Raw genomic sequence first — 22,098 nt, forward strand, 5'->3', positions numbered from 1 at the left:
CCTTTCAAGTTCCGAAGTATCGATCCCCAAAATCACCCAAACCCGGTACGATAAACTTCTGGGCATTGAGGTGATCATCAATGGCTGCCGTTACAATAGATACATCTGGATAGTGCTTTTGGATACGATCAATTCCTTCCCGGGCTGCTACAATACAAACCAAGGTGATTTGCCGGGCTCCTTTCTCTTTAAGGACAGCTACTGTTTCATCAAGCGACCCTCCCGTAGCCAGCATCGGATCCAACACGATCACCTGATGCGACGCAAAGAGTTTGGGAAGTTTCTGGTAATATTCCCGTGCCTGGGCTGTCTTCTCATCGCGTTCAAGCCCCATGAATCCTACTAACATGGCCGGCAGAAAGTCTTGAATGGCAAAAAGCATGGCAAGACCCGCTCGAAGTACGGGCACAACCACCACCTCTTCCTGAAGCTTTTTCCCCTCCATAGGAGCCAGCGGCGTCTCTATAGGTTCCGGGATTACTTTCAATTGTTTTGTCGCCTCAACCAACAGAATCTTTGAGATGATGCTGGCATGCCGACGAAACTCGGTCGTAGTCGTGTGTTTATTTCGTAAGATCGTCAAGGAATGTTCAACCAACGGATGTGAAACTTTGGTAAGTTTTTCCATAGAAACCATGAAAAAATGTTGTCTAACAAATAAAGTTCTTTTAAACTCTTAGTATAAAATGCCTCTCCGAGTCAAGGAGAAACCTCGATTTTAACAAAACTCTAAGCTGACCTCTATTTTTTAGAATTTGTTTTTTTACTTGCTTAGGGTGGTTTATAGGTTCCAGGAGGTATTATATTTTATTACATAAGAACCGGCTTTTCAGCCTTTTATATTCATGGGAATGTTTGGTTTTTAGATTAAGGATTCAATCCTATGGAACATGTTTACGTTTCAGATATTGCCAAATACGAAGGTCAAGAAGTAATCCTCAAGGGATGGCTTTATAATAAGCGTTCGAGCGGAAAACTCCACTTTTTACAGTTAAGGGATGGAACCGGAATTATCCAGTGTGTTGTCTTTAAGGGGGATGTTCCGGAAGAAATATTCAATTTAGCAGATAAAATTACCCAGGAGTCCTCCATCATTATCCAGGGAGTGGTCCGGGCGGATAAACGATCCCCCATCGGTTATGAGATAGGGGTAAAGGACTTAAAGGTTGTTCAGATGGCGGAGGACTATCCCATCACCCCCAAGGAGCATGGGGTCGCTTTTCTGATGGAACATCGGCATTTATGGCTTCGTTCCACCCGGCAACATGCGATTCTGCGAATCCGAAGTGAGATTATTAAGGCTTGTCGATCCTATCTGGATGATAACGGATTTATCCTGATTGATGCGCCCATTTTTACCCCGGCCGCCTGTGAGGGGACGACCACCTTATTTGAGACGGATTATTTCGGAGAAAAGGCTTACCTGACGCAGAGTGGACAACTCTATATGGAAGCTGCTGCCATGGCATTTGGCCGGGTGTACTGTTTCGGCCCCACATTCCGTGCAGAAAAATCCAAAACCCGACGGCATCTTACAGAGTTCTGGATGGTAGAGCCGGAAATGGCCTATTACGATCTCAATGATGATATGGATCTGGCAGAAAGTTTGCTTGAACATATTGTCAAACAGGTTCTTAAAAATAAACGACGGGAGTTGGAAACCCTGGAGCGAGATATTTCTGCGCTGGAAAAAATCGAGAAACCCTTCCCGAGGATTACCTATACGGAAGCTGTTGAGATTTTAAATAAAAAAGGTATGGCTATGACCTGGGGGGATGATTTTGGAGGAGATGAAGAAACGGTGCTATCCAAGGAATTTGAAAAACCCGTCCTGGTCCATCGATACCCTCTTCAATGTAAGGCGTTTTATATGAAAGCAGATCCGCAAGATCCGAGACTGGCTCTGTGTGTAGATGTCTTGGCACCGGAAGGCTATGGAGAGATCATCGGTGGAGGGCAGCGGGAAGATGATCTGAAAACGTTGGAGCAAAAGATTCGAGAGCATAACCTTCCCATGGAAGCTTTTAAATGGTACTTGGATTTACGCCGTTATGGATCGGTCCCCCATGCTGGATTTGGACTTGGAATTGAACGAACGGTCGCCTGGATCTGTGGATTACATCACGTCAGAGAAACCATTCCCTTCCCCAGGCTTATGGAAAGAATCACCCCTTAAACTGAATAAGCAATGAGCGGTGGGTAATGGACCGAAGCCTTAAAGGCCATTACCTATTGCCCACTGCCTGATAACCTTGCCTTCCCATGCGGAAATCGTTCTCAGGTTGATTTTAGCAGCTATTCTCGGTGGAATTGTAGGCTTAGAAAGAGAGCGACGCCATCAACCTGCCGGGTTTCGAACCCATATGATTTTATGTTTGGGTTCTACTCTGGCTATGATGGTTTCCATCCACGTCGCCCATACCGCCTATGTGAACGGGCCTCCTTATCCAGATCCGGCCCGGATTGCGGCCCAGGTCGTGAGTGGTATAGGTTTTCTGGGGGCAGGAGCCATCCTCAGATTGGGAGTCTCTGTTAAAGGATTGACAACCGCTACGAGTCTCTGGACTATGGCCGGAATAGGCCTGGCCATTGGAAGTGGATTTTATTTCGGGGGTTCCATTGCTACGGTCATTATAATTATTGCCCTGAGTGCCATGAGCAGAGTGGAAAAGGATTTATTCGGAAGTAAAGGAAACAAAATTTTAATCTTCACCGCAGAAGACCGTCCCAACTTGATACCGAAGGTAGAGGAAATCCTGCGTAAGCATAAGATTCATATCAATACCTTGAAAATTAACAGGAATCCCAATGGACTTTTAAATGTTCAGATCGAAATGCGATTACTCGAGGAACGACAAATTTCCCATTTCTCCGATGAACTCCTCGCCCTGGGGAGGATCTCAGAGTTGGAGATTCGTTAAAAAACCCCTCCCGGTTAGTCCTCCTCTTCTGGAAGGTTCTCTTTTAGAGATCGAAGTTCTTCCCACAGTTTTTTCTGCCTTCGAGCCAGGCTATACACATACCCAAATAAGACAACCCAAACCACGGTATATCCTGCAAAAAGAAAAGGAAATTTATCCATTGCTCCTTCTTCTCAGTTAGATCTCTCCTTGAGGGTCTCAACGTTTTGTTTAATTTCTTCGATTTCATCCTTGAGCTTCTCCAGGGAGATCCTTTGAGCCATGAGGTAAATATAAAACAGTGTAAAAGCTAACAGGCAAACCATTAAGGTTAAAGCCATCTCAAGAGCTAAACCGGAGGACCCGGGTTCCCCTCCAATCACCGGTTTGGGATGAATCGTCCGCCACCAGCGGGTAGACATATAGACCAAGGGTACATCCAGAAAAGCCAGAATTCCAAATACGGCGGTAAATCGAGAGGTCTTGGAACTCTCGCTGCTCGAACGTAACATCAAATAGGCCACATACATCAGCCAGAGGATAAGGGTGGTAGTTAACCGGGGATCCCAGGTCCACCAGACATTCCAGACCGGTCTCGCCCAAATGGGACCGGTTAATAAAACCAGAGAGCAGAAAACAACCCCAATTTCTGCGGAAGCATAAGCAATACGGTCCCATTTCCGTTCCCGTCGCCAGAGATAGAGGGAACTTGAAACGGCCACCACAAAAAAAGCTAGAAAAGAAGTCCAAGCCGACGGCAAATGAAAGTAAAAAATACGCTGAACGATTCCCATTTTCTGTTCGGTTGGGGCATACATAAAAATGAGATAAAGACCCACCGTCATGGTAAGAAAGGTCGCCCAACCCAGGAGATCCACCGGCGTATATCGAGGCGTTGATTTCATTTACTTACTCCTCTACAACAAACTCGAAAGTAAGAAAAGAAGCTACTAAAAAAATGATATCAAAGGCTATCAATAAATGGAGCCAGGAGGTGATGTCGGATAGAGGTTTCTGAGCTAAAATTCGGTCTGTTGCCTTAACCGCTCCGATTATAACAGGAACTACCACAGGAAACAGTAAGACCGGAAGCATCACCTCTCGGGTTTTGGTATGAATAGACATAGCTGAAAATAAGGTCCCTACCGAAATGAATCCAAGGGTGCTCAGTAAAATAACCAGACCTAGCCCGGGAAGCAAGCTCAACAGGTTCAGATTGAAAAAAACCATAAAGATAGGAAGCGCTATCAGCTCCACAACACTCATGAATAAAAGGCTTCCCAACATTTTACCCAGATAGATAACACCCCGGTCAACTGGGCACAGAAGTAATCCCTGGAAAGCTTCATTTTCTCGCTCCAGGATAAAAGACCGATTTAATCCAAGTACTCCTGCAAAGGTGAAGGCAATCCATAACGCTCCTGGAAGAGTCGTCTGAGGATCTGCACCCGGGTCGAGGGCGAAGTTAAAGATAACGATAACCAACAGCGTAAAGATAAACGTGGAAGAAAAGATCTCCCGGGTTCGCCACTCAGCCTTTACATCTTTCCAGGTAATGAACCAAACCTTCTGAAAGAAACCCATGAAAATTTTATTCCTAAAGAGCTATGGGAGTGTGAGGGTGCGGGAGTATGGGAGTATGGAAGTATGAAGGTAAATTCTCCTATACCTTCACATACTTTCACTCCCCTACTTCCACACTCCCACCCCCTCACCCTTTCATCACCTTCCGTTATCGAGCTTGTTCAACCCAGTAAAAGTAGGTTTTCCCGAAATCCTGGGTATCTATTTTCTGAATCGGTTCTAGATAAACCAATTTTCCCCTGACCAGAATACCCACCATATCCGATACTTCGAGTCCTTGAGAGATACTATGGGTAGTCATGATAACGGTCCTTTCCCGGGTGTGAACGGTCTGCAAGAGATCGCGGAGCATCTCAGCGGCATGGAGATCTAATCCGGTGTAAGGTTCATCCAGAAACATCACGGCGGGATCATGGAGAATGGCCCTAGCAATGGATAACCGCTGCTGCATGCCTCGGGAGTAAGTTCTTACCAGATCGTGCATACGGTCCTTTAAGCCTACATCTTCCAGAACCCGCTCGATGGTTGTCGGCAGATTTTGAAGGTCATACATCTTCCCATAGAACTTTAAGTTTTCATAGGCCGTCAGATTCGGATAAAGGTAGGTACTATGGGAGATTACTCCTATTTGTTTTCGAACGGACTCCCCATCTTCCCGGGGATCTAAGCCTGCGATTTTTATCACTCCGGAGGTAGGTTTCATGAGTGTGGAGAGGATTTTGATAAGGGTGGTTTTGCCGGCTCCGTTGGGTCCAAAAATGGTAAGAAATTGGCCTTTCTCCAGCTTTAAGTTTATTCCTTTTAAAGCCTTAAAATTTCCAAAGGATTTGGTCAGGTTCTGGATATAAACCAATGTGCCCCTACTTCTCCATTTCTAATAAGGTACGGGTCAATTCAATGAGCTTTTTCTTCTTGCGGGCCCGCTCCTTATGATAATTCTCCTCGGCTATATCTCCGGCCTCAAACCGATCATCCAGCTCTGCAATAATCCTGATCAATTCTTCCCGCTCTTGTTTTAAAGAAAGCCTGGGATTCCTGGGAGATCCTGATTTTCTCTTATTTTTGCCCAATCGGTTTTTAACATATACCGATAAAATCCCACCTACTATCAGAATACTTACAAGGACCGAAACGATCAAGCTCTGACGCTGATTATCCTGTTGTTCCTCGGGAGGTAATGGGACTATTCTGCTAGCATTTGAGTCGGGAAGTCCGGAACCCGGTTGCCCTTTTCCACTTCCCGGAATTAACTTAACCGGAATAACGACCCCTTTATCAAAATTTTCTCCGGCATATCGACGAAATAGCTGATCTCCCATTTGCACAGGAGGTTGCGCAACCAATTGGGGACTTTCTACCTGGGTATCCGAATCTGCTATAAAAACATCCAGAAGTTTGGTAGGATAACTGATTCTGATCGAGAGGGTATAAGGGAAAGATGAAATCTTCACATGGTAAGATACGGCCAACTTTAACTCACCTGGAGCTACCGGTTTATTATAATCAAATCCTCGATCGGTGACCGATACTGCATCGGCCATTTCTTCGAGAAATTGAGGTGCAAAGAAACCCTCTGGAAGGTTAAAACTTAATACCTTGCTTCCTCCAGTACTCACCAGAGTTGCTTCACTTCTATTATCCAGGATAAGAACCTCGGTGATCCGAATCATGTCTCCCAGAATACGCAGCACTACATGTTGTCCGGATACCGTGATGGTTTCATCGCTGGTTGTAGTTTTCGATTCTGCGGCTTGAACACCCGTAAGTGAAAAAAGAGCTAACCAGATGTAGAGTCCAAAATATCCAAGATAAATGAATTTTTTCAATTCTCTAAGAACTCCTCCCCTTTTATAAACTTGAAACTAACTTGTTTCCACAATTGGGACAAAACTTATAAGTAGCCATATAAGTTTGCCCACAACTCTGGCAACTAAATTGAACACGGGTTCCACATTCTGAACAGAATTTATCTTGAGCGGCCAGTAATTTATGGCAATTAGGACATTTTACTTCCAATGTCCCTGAAGAAGCATGGATTTGACTTCGAGCCTTTTTCTTTTTGCGAAAAGCCAGGATTTCCTTCTCGATTTGATCTTCCAGGCTTTCGCCGTATTGATTTTTCTCCAGCTCATCGATTTGTTGGAGGACAAGGGTTGCATCGACCTTCAGTTGCTGCCGGAGTTGTTGATAATCCCCTTCTGATAATTTACCCATTTTATAATCAAAATCGAGTTCTTTAATGGCTAAATAGAGATTTTCTTTTTTACGTTGGAGCTCTCGAAGGGAATAACTGGTCGTGGAAGATGAATCGATCCAGGAAGGTTTTTCTTCCCGTTTAAAAATCAAGGGATAGGTCACATAACAAATAACCCCCACCGAAAGAAGAATTACAATAAAGGCACTTAACATGTTATTTTATATCCTGTTAAAAGTTTAACTTGAGTCTAGTTTAAAAAATTTTGGCAGGTCTAAAACCTGCCGCCACAGGGCATTCATCCTCTGGGAGTAGGTATTTACAGCATGACCACTAAGCTCGACTCCATACTTTTGATCCTACCCTCCATTCCGGTTGCATGGCACGTTCACGTTCTTTAAGCTCTTCCAGGGTTGGAAGGGTAATAACAAAGGTTCCCAGCGTCATAAAGAGAAACCCGCCGACCCAGATCCAGAGAACCATAGGGTTAATTATGAATTTAAACACCGCCGTATTATCTTCCTCGATGGCTCCGAGAACCGTATAAAGGTCTTCCTTCAGGGTTGAATAGATGGCTACCTCGGTGGTAACCATTTGATCGCCCCGCAGATAACGATGTTTTTCGGGAACCAGACCGGAAATTTTCTCTCCCTGGCGATAAACGAGGAGATCGGCAGAGGCAACGGTTTTATTGGGATCACTTTTAAAGGAAATTCCCTGGTATTTAATTCGGTAATCCCCGATAATCGCAGATTCTCCTGGTTTCATGACCACTTCCTTTTCTATCTGGAAAGCGGAAGAACCTGCAATACCCACAAAGATCAATACAATGCCGAGATGGACAATATAGCCCCCATAGCGCCTGCGATTTTTAGAAATTAAGGTGAAAAAAGCGGTCAAATAATCTTCTCCGGTCATTTCTCGCCTGGCCAGAGTACCCCGGATATACTCGAGGAGGATGGTCCCGGCTACAAACATGGCGATAACAAAAGCGAGTAGGGCCTTGAGGTGGTGGACTCCTGATAGAAACAAAAGGACACCACCCAGCAAGGCTCCGAAGGTAGGATACATAAAGCTTCGCTTTAAATGTTGCCAGGAGGCCTTACGCCAGGGAATCAAGGGGCCTATGCCGGTTAAAAGGAGCATTAAAAGTCCGATTGGGACGTTAACTTGATTGAAAAAGGGAGGCCCAACAGTTATTCGGGTTCCCTGGATGGCTTCAGAGAGAGTTGGAAACATGGTTCCCCACAGTACGGTGAAGGCGATTCCTACGAAGATCAGATTATTGAGCAGGAAAATACTTTCCCGAGAGATAAAAGAGTCCAATTCATTTCTGCTCTTTAACAATTCCCACCGTTTAACAATCCAGAAAACGGAAAAGACCAGGACAAGGGTTAAAAAAACCAAAAAGTAATATCCAAGGGAAGATTGGGCAAAGGCGTGTACAGAGGAAACCACCCCACTTCGAGTTAAAAAAGTTCCAAAGATGGAAAGCATGAAGGTCAAAATAATCAGTGAAACGTTCCAGACCTTCAGCATATCTTTCTTTTCCTGGATCATGACCGAATGGAGGAAGGCTGTTCCCGTCAACCAGGGCATAAGTGAGGCATTTTCTACCGGATCCCAGGCCCAATAACCCCCCCATCCCAGTTCAAGATAGGCCCAATGAGCCCCCAGCAGAATACCTACACCCAGGAAGTACCAGGGGAAGATGGTCCACCGACGTGTACTCTTGATCCAGGTACTATCCAATCGTCCTGTGATAAGGGCTGCAATGGCAAAAGCAAAGGGTACTGTAAATCCGACATATCCCAAATACAGGTTAGGAGGATGAATGATCATGTAGGGATTTTGAAGGAGTGGATTTAACCCGGCCCCATCTGCAGGAACCCTGGAGGGAGGTAGTACTGCAAAGGGATTTGCAGCAAAAAGGATCAGAACTAAAAAGAATAGGGCCGTTGACATCAGAACCGAATACACGTACGGCATAAGTTCCCGATTCTTATAACGATTTTGGGCCACCACAATGGCCGAAAATACCGATAAGATCCAAACCCAGAATAAGAGAGAACCCTCCTGTCCACCCCACCAGGCAGTTATTTTATAAAAGAGCGGCATGGCGCGATTAGAATGTTCTGCGACATACCGGAGTTGAAAATTGTCGGTGATTAGAGAATAGATTAAACAAAACGACGCCAGGGTTAAAACCCCAAAAGCGGCCTGAATACCCTTTTCGGCACTTAATATAAAATGATTTCTCCGGGTGCGAGCCCCCAGAACAGAAATCACCGGCACATATATACAAAGCCCGAAGGCGATCCATAAGGTAATATATCCTATATCGGCCATGAATAGCAGGAGTTAAAAGTTAGAATTCAGAACTTTCCTTCTGACTTCTGACTTCTCCTAATAAGACTTTAATTGTTCTTTGGATATATACTGCTGCTTATCCTCAGGCACATATTTGGAAGGACAAGCCGTCATGAGGGTTTTTGCGTGAAAAGTGCCATCGGCATCATAGCGACCTTCTATGATGACATCTGCGTCATCTTTGAACATATCCGGTATGATTCCTTTGTAATAGACGGGGAGTATACCGGTTCCATCCTTGTCTTTGACGTTAAATTTTACCTCTGTGGGTTGCGGGCCCTTGACAATGGATGCCGGAACTACCTTACCGGCCACTCGAACGCCTTCCCCATGGAAAGACTTACCTTTAGCCATCAACTCATCCACCGTCATATAGTAAACCATGTTATTACGGGCGCCTGCAAAGACCATATAGGTAATAGCCAGGGCGATCACACTACCTCCGATTACAAATTTTAATTTTTTCTTTTTCATGAACCATTCAGCCACCAAGACATGAAGTTTAAAAAAGCGCTTACCACAAATTTTAGTAAGCCTTAGGGTCTCAATGTCTTTGTGGCCAATACCTTTAGCCCAGTTTTAACAACCAGGGAAACCATTCTGCCAGTTTACTGGCCAACAGAGTGAATTGATTGGTAAAGATGAGATATCCTACGAGGATTAAAAAGCTTCCACTAAACACCTCTACCACCGTAAAATACCGCTTAATCTTATTGAAAAAATCCATGAAAGCACTGGTTCCTATAGCCGTCAAAATAAAGGGGAGTCCAAGTCCCAGGGAATAGACAGAAAGAAGAACAATCCCCTTTAATACTGTTTCTTGCCCTCCGGCTAAAAACAAAATAGTTCCTAAGATGGGACCAATGCAAGGTGTCCAACCAAAAGCAAAGGCCAATCCCAATAAAAAGGAACGTACAAGCCGGGGTCTTTTTCTACCCGTTGGATGAAATCTTTTCTCATAATTTAAGAATTTTAATTTAAATAAGCCTATCAAATGCAATCCAAAAACAATCACGATAAGACCGGCTATTTTGCTCAAAATGTTCATTTGGGAAAAAACAAGCTGCCCAAGGGCCGTGGCGGTAGCACCTAATAAAATGAATACAAGGGAAAAGCCGAAAACAAAGGTAAAGGAGCTAATAACTGTTTTTTTTAAGATCTTTTTACGGTCCCTGGAGTTTCGCATTTCATCTATGGAAACTCCTGAGGTAAACGCTATATAGGCCGGAACTAATGGGAGAACGCAAGGAGATATAAAAGAAATCAGCCCGCCTATAAAAGCGGCCAGTACGGAAATCTCTCCACCCATACTCAGACTCCCCTTTGCAGAATTCGATTCAATTTTTTACGTAAAAGCTTTTCACTCACCTTATATCTAAAAGCTTTTTCGTTTTCAATGAAAACTACGGGAATTTCATATTGAAATCTTTGATACAAATCTGTATCGGAGGTTACATCCACTTCATAAATTTCCATTGTGGGATAATCGGCTTGAACTTTTTTGATAACTTCCTTAGCCGTCTCACAAAGACAACAATCCTTCTTTGTATAAATGGTCACTTTTACCATAAATAATTTACAACCTCTTTAAATTCCACCTTAAAGTCTATCAAATTTCTATAAAGCGTCAAGGAATTTTTCTTTAGCCCTGCCATTTTATAGAAACCCTGGCATTTTTGCTCCCCTCCCTTACTTTGTTTCCAGGCTCTGCTTTAATAGTATGGGTTGTAGAGTTCTTTTCATCTGTCTACCCCTGAAGCCATCTATGAGTTTTATTTGTGGGGCGTATCGACCAAGGTTTCCTCTCCCCGAGTCAGCCTTCGCACCCGGTCGCTCGTTAACGTTTTTAAAAACGCCTCTAGATCGCTTATTTCTTGATCGCTGAGATCGAGCCTGACAATATCCTTATCTAAATTGGAATTGGGTTCGCCTCCTTTATTGTAGAAATCAATAACTTCCCGTAAGGTCTTAAGACCTCCATTGTGCATGTAAGGGGCTGTTAACTCGATATCACGTAGGGACGGGGTCTTGAAAGCTCCCAGATCCTGAGGTTGATGGGTAACTAAAAATCGACCCAGTTCAGAAAATCCTTCTGTAAGAGATAATCGGTTCAGTTTTTCTTCGGTTAATTGTCCACTTTCGGCCAATACCCGAACTTGTTGGACCAGGTACTCGAAGTTTGGGGTGGCTTTCCTGCCGATACCGATGTTATGATACTTGAAGTCGGTGAAGAAAGGGGAAGAATCTTTGAACTCGTGACAGATATGGCAACGGGCTTTTTTCTGGAATAATTCCCAACCTCGTCGAGCTGCTTCACTAATAGCTGTTTTATCTCCATCGATAAATCGGTCAAAGGGTGAATCCCCTGAAAGCTGGGTACGCTCAAAGGCTGCAATAGCTTTTGCAATAAGATCAATTGTGACCGGGCTTTTGAAGACCAGTTGAAATTGCTCCCGATAAGAAGGGATTTGTTGGACCACATCGACTACAGCCTCATAGGATGGCATAGCCATTTCAACGGGATTGATGAGAGGCTGTTTAATCTGATCTTCTAAAGATTTCGCCCTTCCATCCCGGAATTGCTCAGGGTTAAATAGGGCATTTAAAATGGTTGGGGCATTGCGTGTGCCTTTTTTTCCACCAACCCCTTCAGACACAGGTTTTCCATCTGTGAAAGCGGCTTTAGGATCGTGACAGGTCCCGCAACTCACAGTTCGATCCACAGATAATCGCTTATCAAAATAAAGAGCTTTTCCCAAGGCAACTTTGGCTTCGGTCAGAGGATTATCTTCTGGAATAAACAACTCCCAGAGGTCTTCTGGAATACCCAGAGGGAATTCCATCTGAAACTTTCTGACTGGCTCAGGGGTGGCTGCATAGGTAGAAAATAATAGGAAGCTTGCTGGGTAAGTTACAAAAAATCCCAAACCCATCACCGTAGCCGCGATAACCACCGGTATGGTCCTTGGGAGAGGGGGTTTTCTCATGGTATAATACTTCTTCATACTTAGGCTTGCAGGACCGGTACGGTTAGATTATATTAGTTTTACCATCCGTTTTTTTATTTAATTTATTTCTGTAATTCTTACTTTTAAGTTATCACCGTCCTATCGGTTTTTTTATTCCTTAATAAAAAAATTTTTTATCCTGGGGAATAACTTGCCCTGCTAGATTGTGATTCCTTATAAAAAGGCTTATAAAAAGGAAGAGTTAATAAATTTTTTATTTGCGGACTGGCCTTGAGGCTTGTTTCATTGAATGAATGATTCAATATTAAGTTTAGCAGTCTTTACTTTAAGACAGATATCTATCAAATCTGGTTAATGCGAGTTCTCATATTTAACCGGAATGGTAGAAGGAGCATAAAGTTGTACTCATTGCCATGCTTCATCAAGCACCCGTATCGGAATAGGTTCTCAAAGCACCGCGAAAAGGACGATAATGATCGGGCAGGGTGAGGACAAGGAGGGGCAGAAAAGCATCGAGCAAGCCATTCTTGAGTATGTGGAGGCACTCTATGGTTATGCCATGTCCTTAGCACGAAACCCGGTGGAGGCTGAAGATTTAGTACAGGAAACGTATTTACGAGCCATCAAGGGAGCACGTCGCTCCATGCCCACCGGGGATCTAAAAGCCTGGTTATTCACGATCCTGCGTAATATTTGGATCAATCAACGGCGGCGTGCTCAGGGGTCAGAATTGCTTCTTGGAATAGATATAGAGGGTCTGGAATCAGAGAGTGAATGGACGGCCAAAAATCAACAGCGCCCGGATACAATATTTGAGCAAGGACTACTACGGGAAAATATTCGAATCGCTTTGGAAAGTTTACCTGAGGCCTTTCGTGAGGTCATTGTCTTGCGTTGTATGGAGGGATTCAGTTATAGCCAGATAGCTGAGATTTTAGGTTGTCCGGTTGGAACGGTCATGTCACGTATCAATCGTGCCAGAGCTGAATTACGCCGTCGGTTGAACAAATAGGCCGATGGATCTTTGTGGGAAGTAGGAGAGCTGTGAACGAACACGTTATTTATCAAATTCCACTTTACCTGGATAACGAATTACAGGGAGACGAACAACGTCTGTTTGAAGCGCACATCAACGCCTGTGCCAGTTGCTGGGCAGCTTTAGAGTATGAACGCCGACTGATTTTGGCAATTCATCAGGCACGTCCTTTATATTCTACACCAGAAGGGTTAAGGGAGAAGATTGAGCAGATCCTGCAAAATCATCAACCCATTTCGAAAAGATTTTCCTCTCGTACCCGGAGAGTCTTTGTGGCTATCGTGGTTGTTCTGGGCCTGATACTGGCCTGGTTTATTGCTCGTCCAACCCATATCCCGTTGGTACGACCTTCTGAATTTGCTCTCGTTGCGGTGGATACTCACCAGCGATATACCCGTAATCAACTTCCATTGGAAGTGATCAGTAGCTCTCCAGAAGAAATTTCCACGTGGTTTGCCGGTAAATTACCTTTTAACCTGAAATTACCTAATTATCCTGAAGATTTGAATCAGTCCAAGCCTTATGAAATCGTCGGTGCCCGACTGATTGGTTTCAAGCAAGATTATGCAGCCCATGTGGTCTATCGTTTGCACAATCGTCCCATTTCTTTAGTTGTTACTTCGGAAACTATTGCACAACCTGCCGGGGGGGAGAAAATTCCCTGGCAAGGACTTTTGTTCCATTTTGATGTGATTAACGGTTGGAAAGTCCTTACCTGGTCCGATAAAGGATTAACCTATGCCCTCGTGTCTGATTTTGAAGAGCACGGCCAGGCCTCTTGTGTAGTTTGCCATTCTGGAGGGCAGGATCAGCATAAATTTGAAGGTTTAAAATTCAGATAACCTCTGAAGGGGGCCAGACGCTTAAAATTTAATCCTGGAGTCTTGCATTAAAACCCGCGTGTTTCAATAACTCTACGGCTTGTAAGGCGTCCGACCTTAATCGGAAAGCGAGTCGTATAGTTCCGCCTTCCCCCTCCCGGATTTTGAGAATTTCCATATCACTGATATTGATTCCCGCTTCTGCAATGACCCGGGTTAAGGTGGCCAGGACGCCGGGTTCATCCTTGGCCACCAAACGTATCTCATGGAGAGGTTCCAAAAGTCCTTTATTGCTGTAAGGAATGGTATTGCGAACCTGTCGCGCCCTTTCAAGTTTAGAAAGAACACTTTCTTCGGAAATAAGGTTTTTGAGGGTTTGAAGATTTTGGATAAGAAGGTCTAGAAGTGGCAGGATCTGAGATTTATTGGATTGACAAATATCCACCCACATTTTAGGAGAACCCGAAGCGACCCGGGTCAGATCTCGGAATCCCCCTGCCGCTAGTTGGAGTAAATCCGGATGCTTTGCCTGCAAATCGGCAATTAAATTGACCAAGGATACCGATAAAAGGTATGGAAGGTGACTCACCGCGGCGACAATTTCATCATGGCTTACAGGATCCAGTACCAAAACACGTCCTCCGATTTTTTTAACAATCTTGCAAAGAATCGTAAACTCCGGCAAAGAAGGTTCCGACAGGCTTTCAGGCGCAGGTATTTGTTGATGATGGGTTTGCAGGGGAGTCAGTACATACACCGCGTTTTCAAAAAGGAAGGAATCTGCCGAAGTAACCCCACTCCGCTCAGAACCGGTCATGGGATGACCGCCTATAAAGCAGACGGTTTCAGGAAGATATTTTTGAGCCGTTTTGATAATCTCGACCTTAGTACTTCCCACATCGGTTACCAGGGCCCCCGGTTTAAAATGAGAGGCAAGGCGAGGAATAAGGGTTAGAATAGCAGAGATAGGGGTCGCCAAAACGACCATATCGGCTCCTCGAACCCCCTCTTCGGGGCTTTGATAGGTTTTATCTATAATTCCCATCTCTAAAGCCTTTGCTAAGACTTCCGGGGTATCCACGCCGGTGATTTCACCGGCGCAGCCCGTGCGCTTCAAGGAAGCAGCCAGAGAACCTCCTAACAAGCCAACTCCAATAATGGTAACTTTTTCAACTAACATGGTCCGTACCTCGGCTAACGAACACCCGACGAGAGTAAAAAATCTATTACTATTCTATTAAACTCCTCGGCATTCTCTTCCTGGGGGGCATGCCCGGTCTTTTCCAGAATAACCAGTTGAGAGGTTTTAATCTCCCGATGAAATCGATAAGCATGCTGTACTGGAACAATCCGATCTTCCCGACCCCAAATGAGAAGGGTGGGAATCTGAATCTGGTTATATAAATTTTCCAGGGGAGAGGGCCGGTGGAACCCAAACCTTCGAGCCATCAAAAGTTGTGGTCTGAGGTTTCGATCCCGGGTATAGGGCAGGTAATACCCTTCTACAACTTCTGGAGTAATTTGGGTTGAATCATAATAACAATTTCGAAGACCGCGCTCCAGGTCCTTTTTTCCGGCAAACTTGATCAAAATCTCTCCCAGAACAGGAGTTTCTAAGAGCTTCCTGAGAAGTTTGGAGGGGAGAGGATACCCGGTACTTGCCACCAAAACCAGTTGGGTAACCCGAGAAGGATACTTAAGAGCTGCCGTCAGGCTGATCATGCCGCCCATAGAACTTCCGATAAGGGCTGCCTCCGGGATTCCCAAAGTATCCATAAATCGGATAACAAAAGTGGCCATCCCTTCTGGAGAATAATCACTTTTTAAGGGCTTATCGGAGAAACCCAGGCCTTTTAAATCCAGAGCATAGACGTGAAAGAACTTGGCTAAAGGATCTAAGTTTTTCCGCCAGGAAAAAGAGTGGGCAGATAAGCCATGGATAAGAATAACGGGTTTACCCGATCCCCGGGTCAGGTAGTAGGTATTAAGACCTTCGACAGTAACCCACATGCCATTTAAATGATGCAAGGTTCCCATTACGGTAGCAAATCCTCAAGGGGTATAATTTTCTCAATTCTACGGCCCTTCCGTTTTCTTGGCAGGGCTTTGAGAGTTTCCTGGTCAGATTTCGTCGGTTTTTGCTTCTCCGCTACCAGAAGAAAGTCTATTTGACGTTTGGGCACATTCACAGAGACAACCTGAACTTTAACTTCATCCCCCAGCCGATAAACCTTATGGGTCCGTTCCCCGATCAGAGCATAACTATCTTCCTGAAAATGGTAATAATCATCATACATAGAACTGACATGGACGAGCCCTTCCACGTAAAAATCTTTGAGTTCCACGAAAAGTCCATAGGCCGTTACACCAGAAATAACACCTTCGTAAATTTCTCCCAGTTTATCCTGCATGAACTTAACCTTTTTAATGGCTATAATATCCCGTTCGGCATCCATGGCTATCCGTTCTCGCATGGAAGAGTGTTGGGCCATCTCTTCCAATAAGGCTTCCAGTTCTTCCAATCGCTCCGGTGAATAATTTTCTCCTTCCCAGGTTTTTTTCAACATACGATGAACCACAAGGTCCGGGTATCTTCGGATAGGAGAGGTAAAATGGGTATAACATTCCGATGCCAGTCCAAAATGGCCTTCATTGGTAGCCGAATAGCGGGCCTGCTTCATAGATCTTAAAAGTAGCGTATTTATCAGCTTTTCAAGGGGCTTACCCTTCACCTGTTCCAAAAACTTTTGAAGGGTCCGTGGATGGATGTTGGAAGTACCTTTCAGATTGTATCCCAGGCTTCGAACAAACTCTTCAAAATCGGCGAGTTTTCCCGGGTCGGGTTTTTCGTGGATCCGATAGATGGAAGGAAAGTTTAACCAGGCCATGTGAGAGGCCACCGTCTCGTTGGCTGCAATCATGAATTCTTCAATGATCCGATGGGCTATATTCCGTTCGGCCCTGACAATATTCTCAATATCCCCCTGAAGGTCCAGGATAATTTCGGGTTCTGGTAAATCAAAATCAAGACTTCCCCGCCGGATACGCTTTTCATAGAGGATCTGGGCAAGATCTCGCATCCTCTGGAGAGAAGGAATCAGGTTTCGATATTTTTTTAGCAGTTTCGGATCCTCCTCCTGAAGGATCTGTCGGACAAGGGTATAAGTCAATCGATAGCGACTTCGGATGACACTCTCAAAAATATCATAATGAACCTTCTCTCCCTGGGGAGTAAATTCCATGAAAACACTCACCGTCAGTCGGGATTTTCTGGGGACCAGACTGCACATATCATCGGAGAGTTTAGAAGGCAACATGGGAATCACCCGGTCTGGAAAGTAAACACTCGTCCCGCGTTGATATGCCTCCCGGTCGATGGTGCTTTGTTCCCGGACGTAGTAACTGACGTCGGCAATATGAACTCCCAGGCGATAGTGACCGTTATCCAGCATCTCTATGGAAACGGCATCATCAAAATCCTTGGCTTTTTCCCCGTCAATAGTCATCGTTAATAAATCCCTTAAATCTCTACGAAGGGTAATTTCTTTCCTGGGAATTCTATCTGGAATTGCAGCGGCTTCCTTTAAGGCCTGCGGGCTAAAGGCCACCGGTAATTCATACTCACGAATTACAATTTCCTCATCAATTCTGGGTGTATTTCGATCCCCAAGGATTTCGATAACCTTCCCGATAGGATTCCGACGCTGTTCCGGATACTCGGTTATCTCCACCACAACTATCTGACCATCCCGAGCACCCAGACTGTCCTCTTTTTCTACGTGGACATCGTAGGGAATTTTTGGATCTTCAGGGATGACGAATCCATATCCCTTGTGGGCCTCGTAGGTTCCCACCAATACCCGATGTCCGCGTTTGAGTATTCGAATAACTCTCCCCTCGACCCGACCTCTCCGCTCTCGCCGCTCAACCCGAGCCACCACTAAATCCCCATGGAAAGCCCCGGCCAGGTTACGAGCTCGAATATAAAGATCCGGAACCCCTTTCTCTTTAGGAATGACAAATCCATACCCGCTGGGATGCCCTTGAAGATACCCCACCACCAGGTTCATTCGACCTGGAGGGCCATAACGACCTTCACGGGTTTCTACAATTTCTCCCTCTTGAACCAGTTCTTTGATAAGCTTTTTAAAAGCAGACCTCTCCTCAGAATCGATCCCGAAGGCCTCTATGAGCTCTTTTAAAGAAAGGGGTCGGTATGAGGCATGTTGCATGAATTCTAGAAGTTGCGTTTTTGTAATCATAAATAAAAGTAGTAGATGATCCAGAGATTTTTCTTATATGAGATTGCCGGGTTATCATATAATATATCTCTTAATGGCAGAGGTTTAAAGTATTTTGATATAATTGAATAAAGGAGGAAAGATTCTATGAAATTTTCTTTTAATCTAGAGGGTAAAATCGCCGTAGTTACAGGGGCCGGTTCTGGGATTGGCGAAGACATAGCTCTCAAACTGGCCAAAGAAGGTAGTAAGGTGGTGCTAAACGGACGAAATATAGATAAACTCAATGGGGTGGCAAAGAAAATTCGAGAAATGGGGAAAGAGGAGTTGGTAGTAGCCGCCGATGTTTCCAAAGAAGATGAAGTAGAATCCTTATTTGATCGGGTTATAAAAACCTATGGGCGGGTCGATTTTTTGGTCAATAATGCCGGTATAAACATTCCCCAACCTCTGATTGAAATGGAAGAGAAGGTGTGGGACCAGATTATGGACATCAATGTAAAAGGAGCTTTCCTTTGCTCAAGGGCTGCAGCGCGACAAATGGTCAAGCAAAAATTCGGACGCATTGTAAATATTTCTTCCGTGGCCGCACAGAAAACCCATCCCGGTCGCGCTCACTACGGGGCCTCTAAAGCTGCCTTAGATTCCCTCACCCGAACCATGGCCCTGGAGTTGGCCCCTTATAACATTCGGGTCAACGCCGTTGCACCCGGTCTGATCCTTACTCCTTTAAGTGAAGGACTCCTGGATCAGGCCACTCGAGAACGATTCGCCAGCTTAAAACCCATGGGTAGACTCGGTCGTGTGGAAGAGATTTCCTACCCGGTGTTATTTCTCCTATCCGAGGGGAGCAGTTTTATAACCGGGCAGGTCCTCATCATTGACGGGGGGTTGAGTATTAAGTTGTGGTAAAACTAAGGGCCTGCCGATCCTTCCCGGGCGTTTATGGATCAATAGACCAGGGTATTTGATTTTATCAACCTTTTTAGTTTAGAAAGTCAAAACCAACCCCTGTCATCTTGACATTTTAAACCCTGTATGGTAAGTTATTCCATACCATTTTATTATTTTTAATTCAAAAAGGAGGTTCAGGAGTGATAAATAAGGATACCCTGATCGCCGTCGCCATGAGTGGCGGTGTAGATAGCTCGGTGGCCGCAGCCTTGCTCAAGGAGCAGGGGTATAACATCATAGGACTTTCTATGAAAACGACCCCCTGTGAGATGGAAGAGGAGCGGACGGAGCGCTACAACAGTTGTTGTTCCTTGCGACATCTGCAGGATGCTCGATACGTAGCGCACATGTTGGAGATTCCTTATCAGCTCTTGGACTTCCATAAGGAGTTCCAGGCCCTGGTAATTGATGATTTCGTTGATCAGTACAACCGGGGAAGGACACCGAGCCCTTGTGTGGTTTGCAACGAGAAGGTCAAGTTTGATCTTTTCTTCCGACGGGTTCGGGAGTTTGGGGCCGAGTATGTAGCAACGGGTCATTACGCAAAGGTCGAGTATAACCCGCAGTCCGGTCGATATATCTTACGAAGGCCAAAGGATCTGGACAGGGATCAGACTTACTTCTTGTATGGCTTGACTCAAGAACAACTCAGTCGGGCGATTTTCCCCCTGGCAGACTATACGAAGCCTGAGGTTCGAGAGATAGCCCGAAAACTCGGGTTAAGGGTGGCAGATAAGCCGGATAGCCAGGAGCTTTGTTTTGTGACCGATAAGGATTATCGGGACTTCCTGGCTAAGAAGGCTTCCAATCATATCAAGCCGGGTCCCATTGTAGACAGAGCGGGAAACGTTCTGGGCGAGCATCGAGGTATTCAGTTCTACACCATCGGTCAGCGAAAGGGACTCGGAATTGCCCTGGGTAAGCCGAAGTATGTTGTGGCTCTCGATGCCGAGACGAACTCAGTAATAGTTGGAGATAACGAAGATCTTTTCTCGAAGAGTCTGCGGGTACAGAATACTAACTTTATCTCTATTCCAACACTGATAGAGCCCATGTCGGTTTTGGTGAAAATCCGACATGTTCATGCGGGAAGTAAAGCAACCATTGTGCCGGGAAGTCAGGACCGTGAGGTCGAGGTGATCTTTGAGGAACCTCAGCGGGCTATTACTCCAGGGCAGTCTGCAGTCTTTTACGATGGAGATATTGTCGTAGGAGGCGGAGTTATTATTTAAAGGGGAAAGACAGAAGGCTGTTCCTCTCACCAGCTTAGAAAAGGCTTTAGTTTCATCGAAGGACAAAAGGCAAAAGGCAAAAATGAAGGGAGCCTTTTGCCTTTTTTTAATTTATACCCATTACACAGACGGAACCTCCTTCTTTAAAAAAGGACTAACTACTTAAAGTAGAGAGCATTGCCCTGAAATTTCTCGCTTTGTAATTATATAGGTTTTAGGGATATTTTTCTTGTAAAGAAGCAAGATAAACCCTTCAAGGAGACTCTTTGCGCCTTTGCGAGAAAATTTTCTAAATGAAAAGATATCGCTATTCGTTGCTGGCTGTAATTTTCATCCTGTTTATTTATTACCCGGCGCAGGCTCAAAAGCTGGAGGGCCGGGTTATCGAGCATAAATTGAAAAACGGGATTCAGGTTCTCATGCTAGAGCGACATGAGGCGCCGGTTGTATCTTTCCATGTGCTGTTTGATGTAGGCGCCTCCGATGAAAGTGTGGGCATAACCGGAATTGCCCATATGCTGGAGCATCTGGCCTTTAAGGGGACAAAAACCATTGGAACAACCAATTACGAAAAAGAAAAGCCTCTCCTGGAGAAGTTGGATAAAATTGTCATTCAATTAAGGGAAGAACGTGCCAGGGGAGAAAAGGCAGACCCTGCAAAAATTCAACAACTGGAGAAGGAATTTGCTGAAACCCAGGCGGAGGCCAATAAGTATGTGGTAACCGATGAATTCAGTAAAATTCTTCAAGTCAACGGCGGGGTAGGACTGAATGCAACGACCTCCCAGGATAGTACCCGATATTTTGTCAGCCTTCCGGCCAATAAAGTAGAACTCTGGGCCCTTCTTGAATCGGATCGAATCGCAAACCTGGTACCCCGGGAATTTTACTCGGAACAAGACGTGGTGCTCGAAGAAAGACGGCTTCGGACGGATTCTTCTCCGATTGGAAAACTTTTTGAGCAGTTTCAGGCCCTGGCTTTTAATGCACATCCCTATCATAATCCGACCATTGGATGGGAATCGGATATGCGCAACTATACCCGAGAGAAGGTCGAAGCCTTTTATAAAAAATATTATGTTCCGGCCAACGCAACCATTGCCATCGTCGGGGATATTAACCCTCAGGAAGTCATCGAGTTGATGGAAAAGTATTTTGGGGCCATCCCACCTGCCCCAAAACCTCCTAAAGTCGTCACCGTAGAACCTCCTCAAGTCGGTGAAAAGCGTATCCAGGTCGAATTGGATGCAAATCCCCACATCTTGATCGGTTACCATAAACCGGATATAAATCATCCGGATGAAGCGGTCTTTGATGTGATTACTTCCATCCTCAGTGAGGGTCGTACCTCCCGGTTTTATAAAAACCTGGTGGAAAAGCGCATTGCCACCAATGTTGATAGTTTTACCGGCTTTCCTGGAGATAAGTACCCAAATCTATTCTCAATCCTGGCAACTCCTCTAACTCCCCATACCAACAAGGAAGTCGAGGAAGGAATTTACGCCGAGTTAGAAAAGTTAAAGACCGAATCTGTCAGCGCAGAGGAATTGCAAAAGGTCATCAATAACGTAGAGGCTTCCTTTATCAGCTCCCTGGCTTCCAATAGCGGCCTGGCCAGTCAACTGGCCTTCTTTCAAGCCATAACCGGAGATTGGCGAAATCTCGAGAAACATATTGATCGGATAAAAGCAGTTACCCCTGAGGATATCAAACGGGTTGCTAAACAGTACTTTATCAAAACAAATCGAACGGTTGCCGAAATTGTAAAAAGGGAGAAACCTCAAGGATAATCCAGTG

Annotated in this window: 22 protein-coding genes; 7 read left to right on the plus strand and 15 right to left on the minus strand. The window is 45.0% G+C overall.

Annotated features, from left to right (window positions below):
* Positions 1–4 precede the first annotated feature (4 nt).
* Positions 5–628 carry a uracil phosphoribosyltransferase gene (gene upp / locus VNM22_16735; GenBank protein HWP48802.1) on the minus strand — a complete coding sequence of 208 codons (624 nt, stop codon included), beginning with the start codon at positions 626–628 and terminating at the stop codon, positions 5–7.
* 255 nt (positions 629–883) lie between these two features.
* Here upp and asnS point away from each other — a divergent pair, with 255 nt between their 5' ends.
* Together asnS and VNM22_16745 are read left to right on the plus strand one after the other, a co-directional pair.
* Positions 884–2,176, plus strand: coding sequence for an asparagine--tRNA ligase (gene asnS, locus VNM22_16740; GenBank protein HWP48803.1), 1,293 nt, complete (start codon positions 884–886; stop codon positions 2,174–2,176).
* Positions 2,177–2,252: 76 nt separating this feature from the next.
* Complete coding sequence (locus VNM22_16745) at positions 2,253–2,921, plus strand: MgtC/SapB family protein (GenBank protein ID HWP48804.1); 669 nt, start codon at positions 2,253–2,255, stop codon at positions 2,919–2,921.
* A gap of 14 nt (positions 2,922–2,935) precedes the next feature.
* On the opposite strand, the gene VNM22_16750 is transcribed toward VNM22_16745, so the two are convergent.
* From VNM22_16750 to VNM22_16800, 11 genes are all read right to left on the minus strand, one after another.
* The gene (locus tag VNM22_16750) at positions 2,936–3,082 is read right to left on the minus strand and encodes a CcmD family protein (GenBank protein ID HWP48805.1); all 147 of its coding nucleotides are present in this window, start codon (positions 3,080–3,082) and stop codon (positions 2,936–2,938) included.
* Between the two features lie 12 nt (positions 3,083–3,094).
* Positions 3,095–3,805 (minus strand): cytochrome c biogenesis protein CcsA, encoded by a 711-nt coding sequence (gene ccsA / locus VNM22_16755; GenBank protein HWP48806.1) that lies wholly within the window; start codon positions 3,803–3,805, stop codon positions 3,095–3,097.
* 4 nt (positions 3,806–3,809) lie between these two features.
* Entirely contained in the window at positions 3,810–4,484 is a 675-nt protein-coding gene (locus VNM22_16760) for a heme exporter protein CcmB (GenBank protein ID HWP48807.1), read from the minus strand.
* 148 nt (positions 4,485–4,632) lie between these two features.
* Entirely contained in the window at positions 4,633–5,337 is a 705-nt protein-coding gene (ccmA, locus tag VNM22_16765) for a heme ABC exporter ATP-binding protein CcmA (GenBank protein HWP48808.1), read from the minus strand.
* Between the two features lie 7 nt (positions 5,338–5,344).
* Positions 5,345–6,310 (minus strand): hypothetical protein, encoded by a 966-nt coding sequence (locus VNM22_16770; protein HWP48809.1) that lies wholly within the window; start codon positions 6,308–6,310, stop codon positions 5,345–5,347.
* A 22-nt stretch (positions 6,311–6,332) separates the two neighbouring features.
* Positions 6,333–6,893, minus strand: coding sequence for a zinc ribbon domain-containing protein (locus VNM22_16775; GenBank protein HWP48810.1), 561 nt, complete (start codon positions 6,891–6,893; stop codon positions 6,333–6,335).
* A gap of 118 nt (positions 6,894–7,011) precedes the next feature.
* Positions 7,012–9,027 (minus strand): heme lyase CcmF/NrfE family subunit, encoded by a 2,016-nt coding sequence (locus tag VNM22_16780; protein HWP48811.1) that lies wholly within the window; start codon positions 9,025–9,027, stop codon positions 7,012–7,014.
* Between the two features lie 57 nt (positions 9,028–9,084).
* Entirely contained in the window at positions 9,085–9,522 is a 438-nt protein-coding gene (locus tag VNM22_16785) for a cytochrome c maturation protein CcmE (GenBank protein ID HWP48812.1), read from the minus strand.
* A 94-nt stretch (positions 9,523–9,616) separates the two neighbouring features.
* On the minus strand, positions 9,617–10,357 hold the full coding sequence (locus VNM22_16790; GenBank protein HWP48813.1) for a cytochrome c biogenesis protein CcdA: 741 nt from the start codon (positions 10,355–10,357) through the stop codon (positions 9,617–9,619).
* Positions 10,358–10,359: 2 nt separating this feature from the next.
* Positions 10,360–10,617 (minus strand): glutaredoxin family protein, encoded by a 258-nt coding sequence (locus VNM22_16795; GenBank protein ID HWP48814.1) that lies wholly within the window; start codon positions 10,615–10,617, stop codon positions 10,360–10,362.
* 203 nt (positions 10,618–10,820) lie between these two features.
* Complete coding sequence (locus tag VNM22_16800; protein ID HWP48815.1) at positions 10,821–12,035, minus strand: cytochrome c peroxidase; 1,215 nt, start codon at positions 12,033–12,035, stop codon at positions 10,821–10,823.
* A 454-nt stretch (positions 12,036–12,489) separates the two neighbouring features.
* Between VNM22_16800 and VNM22_16805 the strand changes: the two genes are divergently transcribed.
* Together VNM22_16805 and VNM22_16810 are read left to right on the plus strand one after the other, a co-directional pair.
* Positions 12,490–13,029, plus strand: coding sequence for a sigma-70 family RNA polymerase sigma factor (locus VNM22_16805; GenBank protein HWP48816.1), 540 nt, complete (start codon positions 12,490–12,492; stop codon positions 13,027–13,029).
* 32 nt (positions 13,030–13,061) lie between these two features.
* Complete coding sequence (locus tag VNM22_16810) at positions 13,062–13,895, plus strand: zf-HC2 domain-containing protein (GenBank protein HWP48817.1); 834 nt, start codon at positions 13,062–13,064, stop codon at positions 13,893–13,895.
* A 28-nt stretch (positions 13,896–13,923) separates the two neighbouring features.
* Here the strand turns inward: VNM22_16810 and VNM22_16815 are convergent, their stop codons facing one another.
* The 3 genes from VNM22_16815 to rnr are packed head-to-tail and all read right to left on the minus strand — an operon-like array spanning position 13,924 to position 18,136.
* Positions 13,924–15,054, minus strand: a complete 1,131-nt coding sequence (locus tag VNM22_16815; GenBank protein HWP48818.1) for a prephenate dehydrogenase — start codon at positions 15,052–15,054, stop codon at positions 13,924–13,926.
* A 14-nt stretch (positions 15,055–15,068) separates the two neighbouring features.
* Positions 15,069–15,911, minus strand: coding sequence for an alpha/beta fold hydrolase (locus VNM22_16820; GenBank protein HWP48819.1), 843 nt, complete (start codon positions 15,909–15,911; stop codon positions 15,069–15,071).
* Positions 15,911–18,136: a ribonuclease R gene (rnr, locus tag VNM22_16825; GenBank protein ID HWP48820.1), complete on the minus strand. Its 2,226-nt coding sequence runs from the start codon at positions 18,134–18,136 to the stop codon at positions 15,911–15,913. The genes VNM22_16820 and rnr overlap by 1 nt, the downstream gene beginning before the upstream one ends.
* Positions 18,137–18,262: 126 nt before the next feature.
* On the opposite strand from rnr, the gene VNM22_16830 reads away from it, so the two are divergent.
* From VNM22_16830 to VNM22_16840, 3 genes are all read left to right on the plus strand, one after another.
* Positions 18,263–19,027 (plus strand): 3-oxoacyl-ACP reductase family protein, encoded by a 765-nt coding sequence (locus VNM22_16830; GenBank protein ID HWP48821.1) that lies wholly within the window; start codon positions 18,263–18,265, stop codon positions 19,025–19,027.
* A 182-nt stretch (positions 19,028–19,209) separates the two neighbouring features.
* Positions 19,210–20,301: a tRNA 2-thiouridine(34) synthase MnmA gene (gene mnmA, locus VNM22_16835; GenBank protein HWP48822.1), complete on the plus strand. Its 1,092-nt coding sequence runs from the start codon at positions 19,210–19,212 to the stop codon at positions 20,299–20,301.
* 293 nt (positions 20,302–20,594) lie between these two features.
* Positions 20,595–22,091, plus strand: coding sequence for a pitrilysin family protein (locus tag VNM22_16840; GenBank protein HWP48823.1), 1,497 nt, complete (start codon positions 20,595–20,597; stop codon positions 22,089–22,091).
* Positions 22,092–22,098 lie beyond the last annotated feature (7 nt).

The sequence above is a fragment of the Candidatus Limnocylindrales bacterium genome (assembly GCA_035559535.1).
GTDB lineage: Bacteria > Moduliflexota > Moduliflexia > Moduliflexales > JAUQPW01 > JAUQPW01.

Excerpts from the sequence above, each read along its gene's own strand:
- upp (HWP48802.1), bottom strand. The coding sequence starts at position 628 with ATGGAAAAACTTACCAAAGTTTCACATCCGTTGGTTGAACATTCCTTG.
- asnS (HWP48803.1), top strand. The coding sequence starts at position 884 with ATGGAACATGTTTACGTTTCAGATATTGCCAAATACGAAGGTCAAGAA.
- VNM22_16750 (HWP48805.1), bottom strand. The coding sequence starts at position 3,082 with ATGGATAAATTTCCTTTTCTTTTTGCAGGATATACCGTGGTTTGGGTT.
- ccsA (HWP48806.1), bottom strand. The coding sequence starts at position 3,805 with ATGAAATCAACGCCTCGATATACGCCGGTGGATCTCCTGGGTTGGGCG.
- VNM22_16760 (HWP48807.1), bottom strand. The coding sequence starts at position 4,484 with ATGGGTTTCTTTCAGAAGGTTTGGTTCATTACCTGGAAAGATGTAAAG.
- VNM22_16775 (HWP48810.1), bottom strand. The coding sequence starts at position 6,893 with ATGTTAAGTGCCTTTATTGTAATTCTTCTTTCGGTGGGGGTTATTTGT.
- VNM22_16780 (HWP48811.1), bottom strand. The coding sequence starts at position 9,027 with ATGGCCGATATAGGATATATTACCTTATGGATCGCCTTCGGGCTTTGT.
- VNM22_16785 (HWP48812.1), bottom strand. The coding sequence starts at position 9,522 with ATGAAAAAGAAAAAATTAAAATTTGTAATCGGAGGTAGTGTGATCGCC.
- VNM22_16790 (HWP48813.1), bottom strand. The coding sequence starts at position 10,357 with ATGGGTGGAGAGATTTCCGTACTGGCCGCTTTTATAGGCGGGCTGATT.
- VNM22_16795 (HWP48814.1), bottom strand. The coding sequence starts at position 10,617 with ATGGTAAAAGTGACCATTTATACAAAGAAGGATTGTTGTCTTTGTGAG.
- VNM22_16800 (HWP48815.1), bottom strand. The coding sequence starts at position 12,035 with ATGAGAAAACCCCCTCTCCCAAGGACCATACCGGTGGTTATCGCGGCT.
- VNM22_16805 (HWP48816.1), top strand. The coding sequence starts at position 12,490 with ATGATCGGGCAGGGTGAGGACAAGGAGGGGCAGAAAAGCATCGAGCAA.
- VNM22_16815 (HWP48818.1), bottom strand. The coding sequence starts at position 15,054 with ATGTTAGTTGAAAAAGTTACCATTATTGGAGTTGGCTTGTTAGGAGGT.
- VNM22_16820 (HWP48819.1), bottom strand. The coding sequence starts at position 15,911 with ATGGGAACCTTGCATCATTTAAATGGCATGTGGGTTACTGTCGAAGGT.
- rnr (HWP48820.1), bottom strand. The coding sequence starts at position 18,136 with ATGATTACAAAAACGCAACTTCTAGAATTCATGCAACATGCCTCATAC.
- VNM22_16830 (HWP48821.1), top strand. The coding sequence starts at position 18,263 with ATGAAATTTTCTTTTAATCTAGAGGGTAAAATCGCCGTAGTTACAGGG.
- VNM22_16840 (HWP48823.1), top strand. The coding sequence starts at position 20,595 with ATGAAAAGATATCGCTATTCGTTGCTGGCTGTAATTTTCATCCTGTTT.